Genomic DNA, 13,214 nt, shown 5'->3' on the forward strand with positions numbered 1-13,214 from the left:
TCTGTAGTGATCGAAAGCGGACTGGGCCAGCGGCCTGGGCTTAGCGTCCGGCGAGGGAGCCGCCGATGCCGCCCACGCTGAAGTACTTGTTCAATGTGGCGAAGACGATGACGGGCGGGAGCATCATGACCACGGCCAGGGCCATGACGGAGGTCCAGTCCGTTGCGTTCTGCTGGAAGAAGGACTGCACGCCCATGGGGAGTGTGAAGATTTCATTCGACCGCAGGAACACGATGGCCACGAGGTAGTCGTTCCAGGCCAGGAGGAAAGCGAAGATCGCGGTGGAGAGGACGCCCGGAAGGGAGTTCCGGAGGACCACCTTGGTGAAGGACCCGAACACGGAGCAGCCGTCGATCCAGGAGGCCTCCTCCAGGCTCATGGGGATGGAGTCGAAGTACGCGGCCATCATCCACGTGGCCACCGTCATGGTGGAGCCGAGGTAGATGATGGTCAGGCCCAGGAGGTTGTCCACCAGGCCCATGCCGGCGAAAAGGATGAACAGCGGCACCACTGACGTGATGATGGGCAGGGACTGCATCACGAACAGCAGCAGGGAATATCCGGAGACCGCCTTGCTGCGGCCGCGGGAGAGGACGTAGCCGGCGGGCGCGGCCACGGCCACGGAGACCACCACGGTGGAAAGCGTGGTGACCAGGCTGTTCTTCAGCCATGTAGCGGCAAGGGTCTTGGAAAAGACGTTGCTGAGGTTTTCCAGGGTCAGGCCGGTGGCGGTGCTGTTCGGCCCTGGTGTGAAGGCCAGCAGGACGGTGACCATGATGGGTACCAGGACGATTGCGGTGATGATGAGGATCACCACGAAGCGCCACCAGCGGCCCCGCATGCCGGCTTCGGAGAGGGCCTTGCGCCGGTTGCCGGCAGCGACGCCCAGTGACGGGCCGGATTCGGGATGGGCGTGAAGGACTGCGCTCATTATTCGACGCTCGACTTTCGGATCTGGCGGTACAGGATGACCGAGATGACCACCAGGGTCATGGTCATGAGGAAGGCGATGGCCACGCCGGGGCCGGTGGCGAAGTCCTGGAACACGGTCCGGTAGGCCAGGACCACCAGGGAGGTGGTGGCGTTGACCGGGCCGCCGCCGGTCAACAGATAGATGGTGGGGAAGTCGTTGACGCAGAAGATGGTCATCAGGATCCAGCTGATGTAGGTGGAGCGGGCAATCAGCGGCAGGGTGATCTGGGTGAACTGCTGCCAGCGGCTGGCACCGTCCATGCTGGCTGCCTCGTAGACGGTGGTGTCCACCGAGGCCAGGGCGGCGGAGATCATCATCATCATGAACGGGAAGCTGACCCAGACCTTGAACACCATGACCGTGATGGAGGCCAGGGTGGGATCGGCCAGGAACAGCGGCGTGCCCAGGCCCAGGTTGCGGAACAGCGACGGGATCAGGCTGTCCGGGGTGGCCACGAGCCAGTTCCAGGCGGTGGAGGACACTACGATGGGCACCACCCAGGGCAGGAGCAGCAGGACCTTGAAGGTACCGCCGGCCGGGATCTTGGTGCGCAGGAGCAGGGCCAGGCCCAGGCCTACGAGCCAGGAGCCGAAGACGCCCACGATGGTGAACCACAGCGTGAACTGGGCGGCCTTCCAAAACGCCGGTGAGGTCAGGACCGTGGTGAAGTTCTGCACGCCCACGAAGTTGCCGGTCTGGAGCAGGTCGCCGTCGTGGGTTGCCTGGACCGCCGCATAGATCAGCGGGTAGCCGTGGATCAGGACGAGCAGGACCACGGAGGGAAGCAGGAGCCAGAAGAACGTCCTGGTGGCCTGGGCAGAGAGCTTGCTCTTGCGTTTGCCCGGGAGGGTCCCGGGCCCGCCGGGGGCAACCCCGCGGCGGGCCCGGGCCAGGCCGGACTGGGTGGTGGCGCTGGACATGACCGGTCCGTTCTACTTCTTCAGGACCGATTCGAGGCCTGACTGGAAAGTCTGCAGGGCAGTCTTGGCGTCGGCCTTCCCGGTGATCATGGTCTGGCTGAACTGGTTCAGTGCCTGGCCGCCGTCGAGCGCGGCGAGGTTGGCGTTCAGCGTGCTGCCCTGGGCGGCGAAGGTCTTGGCGATGGGCTGCCAGTCCTTGACGATCTTGACGTTGTTGGGGTCGTTCGCGAACTCGGGCATCTCCGTGATCGACTTGAAGACGGGCAGGGCGGACATGAGCTTCTTCTGCCACAGCTGCTTGAGCTGGCCCAGGTAGTACACCAGGAACTCCTCTGAGGCGTCCTGGGACGGGGTGTTGGTGTACATCATGATGTTGTTCGGGAACACGATGGTGGCCTTGTCGCCGTGCGGGCCCTTGATGGGGTCAGCCACCAGGAGGTCTCCCGAGGTGTCGCCGACGCGCTGCGGGACGTTCACCTGGAACAGGCCGTAGCCTGCTTTTCCGTCCTTCCATTGTGCAGACATGTTGTCCGTGGTGTAGCTGACCGCGGCGGGATCGATGATGCCGTTGGACACGAGTTCCAGGACGAACTCCATGGCTTCGACGTTGCGGTCGTTCATCAGGTCCAGCTCGCCGTCCTTGTTCCAGACGCCGCCGCCGTTGTTGACCATCATCATGATCATGGAGTGGTTGGCGTAGTTGTTGCCTGCGCCCGCACCGGTGGTGAACCCGAATGCGCCGACCTTCTTCAGGGCCTTGCCTGCTTCCAGCAGGGACGGCCAGTCCGTGGGCAGGGCCACGTTTGCCTTCTCAAACAGGGACTTGCGGTACCAGAAGACGCGCATGTCCAGCTGCCACGGGACCGCCACATAACCCTTGGAAGACTTGAACGGGTCCAGGGCGCCGGGCAGGAAGTCATCGAACTGCCCGTTCGCCTTCAGCTTCTCGATCACCTTGTCGGCATAGGCGATCTGGCCCTGCTGCTCGAACTGGAACGCCTGGAAGCCGCCGCCCGTGGAGACGGCCGGGCCCGTCTTTGAGGCGATCGCCGAGGAGAAGGTCTGGTAGAAGTTGTTCCACTGGATGATCTGGTAGCTCGCCTTGGCCCCGTTGGCACCGGAGAAGCCCTCTGCGACGCTCTTGGCTGCGTCGTTGTAGGCCGGCGTTGCCCAGGGCATATCCCAGAACTTGATGGTCCCGCCCGCGCCGCCTCCGCCGCCTCCCTGGCTGGCCGAGCCGCCGCCGCAGGCCGCGAGAAGGGGTGCTGCGGCAGCTGCCGCCGTCAGGCCCAGGAAACCGCGCCGGGAGAAGGAGCGGCGCTGTTCGGAAGTTGCGTTCATGATGTGTCCTTTCGGGACCGGCAAGCGCGGTGCGCCGTGGGTGCGGTCCTGCTCATCGTCGAGAGTGGAGGTGGGACTGACTTTTGGTTTGGTTGCGTATCGGTGGGACTGGTTACGTGGCAGCGAGGGTTGCGTAGAGGTCGGTCAGCCGGGCGAACCCGGCCAGGTCGTCCGGGCGGGTGCCGGCGCTGAGATGGTCCTTCAGCCGCCGCCACGCAGACCGGTGGGCGGATTCGTAGAGCGTGGGAAGGAAAAGTTCGCCGTGGGTACCCGTCACCCGGACTTCGGCAGGCCAGGCGGCGTCCGGATCGGGCACCTGGATGGCCACGCCGCCGTCGGCCGTGTAGAGGCGGATGTCGACGCCGGATCGACGGGCGGCGGTGAGCACGCCCTGGGCGGTGAACGGGGCACCGTTGGCCAGCCTGCCGCTCACCGTGTACCCGGTCGCGTCGCTGCGGAGGACGCCCACGCCGTCGAGCGCTCCGGTGACGGCAAGCAGCGCGGCGAGGTGCTCGCCCAGGAGCCGCCGCGGATCGGTGCCGGGCCCCGCCGTCGCCACGCTGTCCAGCAGTGATGCGGTGCCCAAGGCGCTGCGAACAGCCTCCCGGGCGTCGGGAGTTTCGCCAACCAGCGCAGGGTTGGAGGCCCAGCGCAGGTCCAGCACGACGGCGGTCCCTGCGGCGTCTGCCGCTGCGGCCAGTTCCGTGGTGTCCTCGGGGACCGGGTTGGCCACCACGATGCCGCGGGCACCTGCCGAGACGGCGCTGCAGGCCTCAGCGGTCCAGCCGGGGCCGCCCGCGATCACCAGCACGTCAGCCGTGCCCGGGTGGCCGGCCGGGGCGGGGCCGAAGGTTGCGGGCAGCGACGCCACGGTCTGGGTGACCGCCCCGGCTTCCCGGGCGTCGGGGGTTGCCGAAACGGTGTAATGGGCGCTCATGCCGAAACTCCTGCTTTTTCTGCGGCATCTGGGTGTCCTGCCGCGGCGCTTGCCACGGTTGCGTCGGCGATGGCGAGGGCAAAGGTGAGGTCGTCGATCAGGGTTTGCGCGGAGGGCGCCTGGCGGGTTCCCCTGGCGAGTTCCGCCAGTTCGCGCCATTCGCCCTCGTAGCCGTTGTGCCCGTAGGGGCCGAAAATGGTGGTTTCGCTGCCGTTGCCACAGGTGAAGGTGGCGACGGCGGAGCCGGCCTGGACGTAGGACGGCGTGAAGTCGATGCGGAGCGCGGAATCATCAGCGATGGCCTCGAACGTCCATTCGGGCTTCCACGTGCCGTTCATGACGGCCCGCAGTTCGATGACCCGTGTTGGGGTGCGGAGGGAGACGGAGTAGCCGAAGGGGCGGATGTGGGAGACCTGGAGGACTTCGATGTCAGCAAAGTCCGGCGTGAACCGGCGCACCAGGGGAAGATCGTGGATCGCCAGGCCCATGATCCCGCCCTGGAGTGCGGCTTTGATGACGTCGATGTCCGAGTAGTCGGGCCGGCCCGTGGCCGGGCGGGTGACGATTTCGGTTGCGAAGTCCTCGAAGCGGGCGTTGGGCGGCAGCACGATGGAGGAGCGGATGGTGTGCACCTGCTCCGGAAGATCGCCCCAGTTCTGTTCTGCTGCGAGCCAACCGGGATCGAACGTGTGCATGGCCCCCACGACGATCGGCACGCCGGTTTCGGTGCTGACTGCAGAGATGCGGGTGGCTTCCCCGGCGTTCATTGCAAAGGGCTTTTCGCAGAGGACGGCTTTCTTGCCGGCCCGGCAGGCGGCGATGACCTGGTCCGCATGGAACTGGTGTGGGCTGCAGATCGCCACGATGTCCACGTCGTGATCGCCGAGCAGGGCGTCCATGCTGGTGCTGGAAGTGGCACCCACGCGCGCCGCCACGGAGGAGGCCACGGCGGGATCCACATCCATGATGTGCCGAACTTCCAGGATGTCCCGGAGGCGGGCCAGGGCCGGAAGGTGGATGGCCTGGGTGACGGGTCCGGCACCGAGGATGCCGACGCCGAGGGGCCGGTCTGCTGGCGCTGTGTGGTGGGACAAGTTCAATTACCTCTTTGTAAGCGGACTCTGGAGTACCTGGGGATCATCGCGGCTGATGTCTTCCATCGGCCCGGCAGATGTGCCTTGAGTCACAACGTAGAGCTACTTTTGCCACGCGTCAAGCAAAAGTTGTTTGTTGCGCGTCATTCTTCTGCTGTGATGACAGCACTAAGTAAGAGTGTTATGACTTATGCATGACTCAAGCCATGGGCAGGCAGGCCGCAAAAGACTCGGAGGTCGGCAGCCTGTCGCGTGCCGGAGACCTCTTCCAGCTGCTGCGCGACGGCAAAGCCCGCACCCGTGCCGAGCTCGCCCTGAGTACGGGGTTGGCCCGATCAACCGTGGCCTCACGGATCGACGCCCTGATGCTGTCCGGCCTGGTGGGCCCCGCAGGTGAGGCCCTGTCCAGCGGCGGCAGGCCGCCGTCGCGCTTTGCCTTCAACCCATCCGCCCGCCTCGTGCTGGCCGTGGACGTGGGCGCCACGCACGTCATCGTTGCGGTCACCGACCTCAGTGGGAAGGTCCTTGCCGAACACCGGCTGGCGCAGCGGGTGGCCGACGGGCCGGAAGCGGTGCTGGACCAGGTGGTTGCGCTGGGCAAGGCCCTGCTGGCGTCGGCGGGACGAAGCGTTGCCGAACTCGCCGGGATTGGCATCGGCCTGCCCGGCCCGGTGGAACACGACACCGGCAAGCCCGTGAAGCCGCCCATCATGCCCGGGTGGGACGGCTTCGATGTGGTCAGCTACGTCCAGCGGTCCCTGCCCGTCCACGTGCTGGTGGACAACGATGTGAACATCATGGCGCTGGGGGAGCAGTCAGCCCATTGGCCCGAGCACAACAACTTCTTCTTCGTGAAGGTGGCCACGGGCATCGGTTCCGGCATCATCAGCAACGGCGAACTGCAGCGCGGCGCCAACGGCACGGCGGGCGACCTGGGGCACGTGCAGGTGGCGCGCGGTGGGGACGTCCTGTGTGCCTGCGGCAACTACGGGTGCCTGGAAGCGCTGGCGTCCGGGCCCGCCGTCGTGCGTTCCCTGCGTGACCAGGGACTGGAAGTGGAAAAGGGCGCGGACGTGCTCCGGCTCGCCGCCGACGGCAACCTGCAGGCCATTCAGGCGCTGCGCCAGGCCGGCCGGGACATCGGTGAGGTGCTGGCCACCGTGGTCAACCTGCTCAATCCGTCCGTCATCGTGGTGGGCGGCAGCCTCGGCGAGACGGGGGAGCACCTGGTGGCCGGCATCCGTGAGGTGGTGTACCGGCGTTCCCCGCCCCTGGCCACCTCGCACCTGCGCATCAACGTCTCGCGGGCCGCCGGCCACGCGGCCGTCCTGGGCGCAAGCAAGCTGGTCACCCAATACGTCCTCTCGCCGGCAATCATCGAAGCCACGCTCGCAGGCGCAATCGCCGGGTGACGCCGGAGGCTGCCGGCGCCACCCCCGGTTTTAGGCTTCCGCCTCCGGTACCGGTGCCTCGGTCAGCAGCAGCGCGGTTCCGCCGTAGGCAGGCAGTTCGAGGAAGAAGCTGTGGAGATCGTCCACCTGCCCCACGGTCTCGCCGCTGAACAGGTCCTGCACGTTGGCGCCGGAGGGCAGTTCGTTGGACTGGATGCTGCCGGCGATGTCCTGCCCGGAGAAGTTGAGCGCCGTGACCTGCAGGGTTCCGTCATTGAGCCGGTTTACCAGCACCAGGGCGCCACGGTTGGAGACCTCGGGCACGTCCAGCAGGGTGCCCGTGGCGATCCCGTTTTCCTCGCGCACGGCAAGGATCCGCTGGAGGCGCCGGGCGAACGAGTTCTGGTCCTTCAGCTGGTCCGGCAGCGCGCCGTACAGGCTGCGGGCCCTGGGCATCCCGGCGGAGGAGGTGGTGGCGTCCGGGCTGGTTCCCATGAGGTCGTGGGCACCGCGGTTGATCCAGCGCGTATCGCCCTGCGAGGTGAGTTCCCCGACACTGCTGCGGTCCAGGGCGAGGATGCCGGTGAGGTCCCAGCCGGAAAGTGCAAAGACACCGGGCTGCAGCGCGTTGTACATGGCCAGCAGCAGGTGGACGTCGCGGATTTGCGCCTCCTGCTCCGGGGTTACGGCTGCAGGGTCCTTGATGCCCAGGGCGGCCATGATGAAGCTGACCGTGGTGCAGGCAATGCCGTTGGTGGTGAAGACGGCGTTGTAGGGCCCGTTTTCCCCCGTCAGCCGGTCCCGCAGGGTCTGCTGCACGTTCTCGGCCAGCTGGGCGCCGGTGAGTTCCTCGCCGTTGAGCTCGAACATCTCGTCCCGGTGCCCGGTGGCGAAGTGCAGGAGCTCGTAGGTGAGTTCGTCGTGGTTCTGCAAAGCGTGCACCAGCGAGGCCTGGTCCACCCCGATTTCCATGGACAGGCGGAGCGTCAGCCGCAGGAACTCGGTATCGGCCGTGACCAGGGCGTAGTGGTATGCCGGCCTGGTGATGAAGTCGTAGGAAAGGTCCGGGCCGGACTCCGAGGTCGCCTTGATGTCATCAATGGTCAGGTTCAGCTCCTGGAAGGAGAACCCGCCCACCTTGCGGATCATGGACCCGATGAGCTGGTTGGCGGCCTCGGACAGCGGGTGCCCTTCGGACCAGCCGGGCTGCTCCTCGGCGCTCTTTTCCACGCCCAGGAAGCCGTTGGCATCCAGGCGCAGCGCGCCGGTGCCCAGGTCCACCAGCGAGTGCAGGGCATCGCCCACCACCAGGCGCATTCCGGCGAAGGTGGGGTCCAGCCAGTTGATGGAGGGCTGGCCGGCCTTGAAGTAGTGCAGGTAGACCCACCGGCGCGTCTTGCCGGTGGTGTCCACGATGGCACGGGTGGCGCTCCAGTTGGTCTCCTTCACCCCGGGTTCGTAGAAGATGACCCGCTGCAGCCGGCCGATGATGTAGCCGGCCTTCTGCAACGCCTGCTCCGAGTCCGGGCTGAGGTTGACCGAGTCGGCACCTTCGGGGACGTCCGGGAGGAGGTTCCAGTCCTCCTCCGGGATGTCCACCATGTGGTAGATGCCCGGGTAGTCCCGGAAGTTCATTTCGGCCAGGCGGAAATCGGCACCCTTGCCGGTGTGGCCGGGGACGATGTCGTCAATCACCGTACCTTCGTGCTCAGCGGCCACCTCGCACATGCTGCGGAACTCTTCCTCGGTGCCGAAGACGGGGTCGATTGCCATGCTGATGCGGTCGAAGTGCCCGTCAACGCTGGGCGTGTGTGACCAGCCGCTGATGCCGCCGGCCAGTTTCACGGGCCCGGTGTGGATCCCGCGGATTCCGATTTCGCGGAATGCCTTCCACATTTCCGGGTCACCCAGGGCGGAAAGGAACGACTGGCCGGTGCGGGTGATGAAGGACAGCGGGTAGGCGGTGAACCACACGGAGGCGCGTTCGACGGCGGCGCGCGGGTTCGGGTGCGCGTAGGAGTTTTGCCACATGCTGGCCTGCCCTGACAGCTGCCGGGCCAGCGTGTTCGCGTCCCCGAGCATGGCCTGGTTGCGCAGCCACTCCACATACGCCGCGTTCCGCCCATCGAATTCAAAGGACGGCCTGCTGCCCACGAACTGGCGGCGGCGAGCGATCGGCCGCAAAGCCTTCGGCCGGGCCGCGAAAAACTGCTCGTCAAAATTGACATCCAGTTCCGTTGTCGGCTCCGCAGCTCCTGCTTCCACTTCCCCATTGCCCGCGGCGGCTGCGTCCGCTTCCGAAGTGTGCTCGCTGGTGCCCGGCTCCCGCATTAGCTCCTCTTTCCATTGCTCGTTTCCGTGCTGGCATGGATGCTCCAAGACCCCCTGCCCAAGGACAGGTACCCAGGCGGGCAGGGAGTATTCGGCGATCCCTCTCCCGATGCTACTGCGCCCCGGAGCCGCCGGAGGGGACAAACGTGCCCGGGCTATTGGATGCTTTGTGCGATGTCCCGGCCGATCTGCCGGAGGAGGGCGGTGGACAGCTGGGGGTCCTTGGCCGAATCCCGGCTGGTGTAGTCAGCCAGGGCATAGACCTGTGTCAGGGCTATGTCAGCCCAGCGTTCGCGCGGAAGCAGGGACCGTCCTGCGACCGCGATGATGGGCCGCGTGCCGGAGCGGCGGGCGACGGCGGCCGGCAGTTTGCCGGCGAGGGTCTGCACATCGATGCTGCCTTCGCCCGTGATGACCACGTCGCAGGTGTCCCTGCGTGCATCGAAGCCCAGCAGGTCCAGGAAGAAGTCCGCCCCCGAGACCTGCCGTGCGCCCAGGAGCAGGCACGCGTAGCCGATTCCACCGGCACTGCCGGCTCCTTCATGCCGTGCCAGCCCGTGGGCCTCAGCAAGTCCGGCCTCCGCCATCCTAGCCACGAAGTGCCCCAACCCCGCATCGAGGCTGGCCACATCCTCCGGACCCGCGCCTTTTTGCGGCCCGAAAACGGCCGGAGCCCCGGTGGGACCGGTCAGCGGATTGGAGACATCGCTGGCCATGATCAGTTCCGTGGCCGTGAGGCCGGGAAGGGGGCAGCCCTGAACCGAGTGGATCCGGCCGAGGGCCTGCCCTGCCCCCTCCATGCGGCGGCCTTGGGCGTCGATGAAGTCATAGCCCAGGGCGGACAGCATCCCCATGCCCCCGTCGGTGCTGGCACTGCCGCCCAGCGCCAGCACGATCCGTGCCGGGGCCAGGGTGAGTGCAAAGCAAATGGCTTCGCCGAAACCGCGGCTGGACGAGTTGAGCGGATCAAGGTCGCCGTCCGGCAGGAGCGTGATCCCGCAGGTGTTGGCAACTTCCACGACGGCGGTCACCCCGTCGAAGGCAATGGACGACTGCACCTGCCGTCCCGTTGGTCCGGTGACGGCGCAGGTGTGGCGGGTGAAGCCTGCCGAGACCGCGGCGTCGACGCTGCCGTCTCCGCCGTCGGCCAGGGGGAGCAGCTCGCACTGGATGCTGCGGCCGGCCCCGGCCCCGGCGGCAGCGGCGGAGCGGAGTCCGGCCGCCAGGGCCTGTGCCACCTCGCCGGCGGTGAGGCTGCCCTTGAATTTGTCCGGCGCGATGAGGGCGCGCACGGGCGTCGTGGAGGTGCACATGTCAGACGGTCTCGGAGTAGGCCGGGCGGCGGTCGGCAGCAGGAGAATGCCGGACGCCGGCCGGAGCGTCTTGGAGGACAGGCACCTTGTGGAGGTCGTCGTCGTCGGAATCGCCGGGACCGTCACCGGGCTCCACAACGTCCACGGGCAGGGGTTCCACTGCCTGGCCCGCGAAGACGCGGCGTACGCGGTCGGCGTCGAGGTTGCGGTCCCACCAGGCGATGAACAGGGTGGCCACGGCGTTGCCGGTGAAGTTGACCAGGGCGCGGCATTCGGACATGAACTTGTCGATGCCGAAGATGAGCATGATGCCGGCCGCCGGGATGGTGCCGATAGTGGCCAGGGTGGCGGTCAATGCAATGAAGCCGCCGCCTGCCACGCCTGCCGCGCCCTTTGAGGTGAGCAGCATGACGGCGAGCAGGCCCAGCTGCTGGCCGATGCTTAGCTGCGTGTTGGTGGCCTGGGCGATGTAGAGGGCGGCCAGGGACAGGTAGATGGCGGCGCCGTCCAGGTTGAAGCTGTAGCCGGTGGGGACCACCAGGCCCACGGTCTCCTTCTTGACGCCGGCGTGCTCCAGCTTGCGCATCAGGCCGGGGAGGGCGGGCTCGGCGGTGGAGGTGCCCAGGATGAGCATGTACTCCTCCTTGAGGTGCCGGATCATGCTGAAGATGTTCAGTTTGAGGAACGCCATGACCGAGCCGAGGACCACCACGACGAACAGGATGGACGTGGCGTAGAAGAGCGCGATCAGGCCGCCCATGCTGGTCAGGGATGAGACACCGTACTTGCCCACGGCGTAGGCCATCGCGCCGAAGGCGCCCAGCGGGGCGGCCTTCATGATGAAGCTGAGGATCTTGAACATGACCCCGGTGAGGCGCTGCACGCCGTCCAGGACGGGGGCGCCCACCTTGCCCATGGCGTTCAGGGCGATGCCGAAGACCACCGCGATGAAGATGATCTGCAGGATGTCACCGGCCACGAACGGCTGGACGATGCTGGTGGGGATGATGTTCGTGATGAACTGCCACCATTCCTGGTGCTGGCCCGCGTCGATCAGCTTCGCGGCCGAGTCGGAGGTCTTGATGCTGCCGGGGTCCGCGTTCACGCCTTCACCGAGGCGGAAGACGTTGATTGCCACAAGCCCGAATGCCAGGGCGCAGATGGTGCCCACCTGGAAGTACGTCAGCGCCTTCAGCCCGGTCATGCCCACCTTCTTCAGGTCGGCCACGCTGGCGATGCCGCCCACGATCGTGAGGAAGACGATCGGACCGATGAGCATCTTCATCGCGTTCACGAAGGTGGTGCCCATCGGTTCCATGGCGATGCCGGTGGCGGGGGCGAGCCAGCCCACCAGGATGCCGATGACGATCGCTGTCAGTACCCAGAAGTACAGTTGCCGGTACCACCGGGTTCTGGGGGCCGCTGTCGTAGCCGCGGCGGTGCTGTTGTGGTCCATGATTCCTACCTCATTGTTGGAATGTCTTGCGAAAAGCTGTGACAAAGCGGCGTCCCGGGAGACCCGACGCGGGCTTGCGGGCGCCAGGGGAGGGACTTGTCAGAACGTACGACGGCGGCTGGCCGCCCACCGTCGTACGTTCCGGTGTGGAGGTTCCTGCGAAGGCGCGTTTCAGACGGCGGCGGGTGCCAGGACCAGCGCCTTGATGATGGCCTCGGTGACGTCCTCGGTGGTGCCGTCCCCGCCCACATCGCGGGTCAGGTGCCCCGAGCCGGTGGCCGCCTCGATGGCGGCCTCGACCCGGCGTGCTTCCTCGTGCAGGCCGAAGTGGTCCAGCATCAGGGCGGCGCTGGCGATGGCGCCGATCGGGTTGCTGATGCCCTGGCCGGCAATGTCAGGGGCGGAGCCGTGGACCGGTTCGAACATGGACGGGAAGCGGCGCTCAGGGTTCAGGTTGGCGCTGGCAGCCAGGCCCAGGCTGCCGGCAAGCGCGGAGCCGAGGTCGGATAGGATGTCGGAGTTCAGGTTGGAGGCCACCACCACGGAGAGTTCCTCGGGCTTGAGAATGAACTTGGCGCTCATGGCGTCCACCAGGACGCTTTCGGTCTGCACGTCCGGGTAGTCCAGGGCCACGCGGTTGAAGACTTCGTCCCACAGGACCATGCCGTACTGCTGGGCGTTGGACTTGGTGACCGAGGAAACCTTCTTCACGGTGCGGGTCCGGGCCAGGTCGAAGGCGAAGCGCATGATGCGCTCGCAGCCCTTCTCGGTGAACAATGCGGTCTGCAGGGCCACCTCGTTGCCGGGGCCGCGGCCGCTGAGGTTGCGTCCGCCCAGGCCGGCGTATTCGCCCTCGCTGTTTTCGCGGACCACCACCCAGTCCAGTTCAGTGTTGTCGGCCTTGCGCAGCGGCGACTGCACGCCTGGGAGGAACTTCACCGGGCGGATGTTTGCCCACTGGTCGAAGTTCTGGGTGATGTTCAGGCGCAGGCCCCAAAGGCTGACGTGGTCCGGGACGTTTTCCCAGCCCACGGCGCCGAAGTAGATGGCATCGAAGTCCTTGAGGGCTTCCAGGCCCCTGGGATCCATCATCTGGCCGGTCTTTTCGTAGTAGCCGCAGCCCCAGGGGAACTCGGTCCAGTCGAAGGCGAACTTGCCGTCGGAGTGTGCGGCCAGGGCGTCCAGGACTCGGCGGCCTGCGGAAACAACTTCCTTGCCAACGCCGTCGGCGGGGATCGAAGCGATACTGAATGTCTGGGTGGCGCTCATATGCCGGTCTCCTCGTTGAGTGGTTTTCAGTGCGTCCCTGTTATAGGCGTCACACTGATTCCTTCCTCTTCAAGTAGACCGGCCGTGGTCCCATAGCGTCCAAGACCAAGATTCGATCCGCCAGATAGGCAGGGCCTATCACCCCTTGCATCGATTGCTGAGTAACCGCCGTTTTCCACGCCCAAAACG

10 protein-coding genes are annotated in these 13,214 nt (G+C 66.5%); 1 reads left to right on the forward strand and 9 read right to left on the reverse strand.

Features of this window, described 5'->3' with window-relative positions; genetic code table 11:
* Window positions 1–40: 40 nt before the first annotated feature.
* The 5 genes from IEW19_RS10820 to IEW19_RS10840 form a co-directional block, all read right to left on the reverse strand.
* On the reverse strand, window positions 41–931 hold the full coding sequence (locus IEW19_RS10820) for a carbohydrate ABC transporter permease (RefSeq protein WP_188571634.1): 891 nt from the start codon (window positions 929–931) through the stop codon (window positions 41–43).
* Window positions 931–1,893, reverse strand: a complete 963-nt coding sequence (locus IEW19_RS10825) for a carbohydrate ABC transporter permease (protein WP_188571635.1) — start codon at window positions 1,891–1,893, stop codon at window positions 931–933. The genes IEW19_RS10820 and IEW19_RS10825 overlap by 1 nt, the downstream gene beginning before the upstream one ends.
* A 12-nt stretch (window positions 1,894–1,905) precedes the next feature.
* Complete coding sequence (locus IEW19_RS10830) at window positions 1,906–3,234, reverse strand: ABC transporter substrate-binding protein (RefSeq protein ID WP_188571636.1); 1,329 nt, start codon at window positions 3,232–3,234, stop codon at window positions 1,906–1,908.
* A gap of 112 nt (window positions 3,235–3,346) precedes the next feature.
* A complete protein-coding gene (locus IEW19_RS10835; RefSeq protein ID WP_188571637.1) occupies window positions 3,347–4,171 on the reverse strand; it encodes a hypothetical protein in 825 nt (274 codons plus the stop codon).
* The gene (locus IEW19_RS10840; protein ID WP_188571638.1) at window positions 4,168–5,265 is read right to left on the reverse strand and encodes a Gfo/Idh/MocA family protein; all 1,098 of its coding nucleotides are present in this window, start codon (window positions 5,263–5,265) and stop codon (window positions 4,168–4,170) included. The genes IEW19_RS10835 and IEW19_RS10840 overlap by 4 nt, the downstream gene beginning before the upstream one ends.
* Window positions 5,266–5,459: 194 nt before the next feature.
* On the opposite strand from IEW19_RS10840, the gene IEW19_RS10845 reads away from it, so the two are divergent.
* Window positions 5,460–6,677, forward strand: coding sequence for an ROK family transcriptional regulator (locus tag IEW19_RS10845; protein WP_188571639.1), 1,218 nt, complete (start codon window positions 5,460–5,462; stop codon window positions 6,675–6,677).
* 30 nt (window positions 6,678–6,707) lie between these two features.
* On the opposite strand, the gene treS is transcribed toward IEW19_RS10845, so the two are convergent.
* The 4 genes from treS to IEW19_RS10865 all read right to left on the reverse strand — a co-directional run bounded on the left by treS (window position 6,708) and on the right by IEW19_RS10865 (window position 13,025).
* Window positions 6,708–8,987, reverse strand: coding sequence for a maltose alpha-D-glucosyltransferase (gene treS / locus IEW19_RS10850; RefSeq protein WP_188571640.1), 2,280 nt, complete (start codon window positions 8,985–8,987; stop codon window positions 6,708–6,710).
* A gap of 155 nt (window positions 8,988–9,142) precedes the next feature.
* Complete coding sequence (locus IEW19_RS10855; RefSeq protein ID WP_188571641.1) at window positions 9,143–10,300, reverse strand: glycerate kinase; 1,158 nt, start codon at window positions 10,298–10,300, stop codon at window positions 9,143–9,145.
* Between the two features lies 1 nt (window position 10,301).
* Window positions 10,302–11,756: a C4-dicarboxylate transporter DctA gene (dctA, locus tag IEW19_RS10860; RefSeq protein ID WP_229748430.1), complete on the reverse strand. Its 1,455-nt coding sequence runs from the start codon at window positions 11,754–11,756 to the stop codon at window positions 10,302–10,304.
* 171 nt (window positions 11,757–11,927) lie between these two features.
* On the reverse strand, window positions 11,928–13,025 hold the full coding sequence (locus IEW19_RS10865; RefSeq protein ID WP_188571642.1) for a tartrate dehydrogenase: 1,098 nt from the start codon (window positions 13,023–13,025) through the stop codon (window positions 11,928–11,930).
* Window positions 13,026–13,214 lie beyond the last annotated feature (189 nt).

The sequence above is a fragment of the Arthrobacter liuii genome (genome assembly GCF_014639275.1).
In the GTDB taxonomy this organism is placed as follows: domain Bacteria; phylum Actinomycetota; class Actinomycetes; order Actinomycetales; family Micrococcaceae; genus Arthrobacter; species Arthrobacter liuii.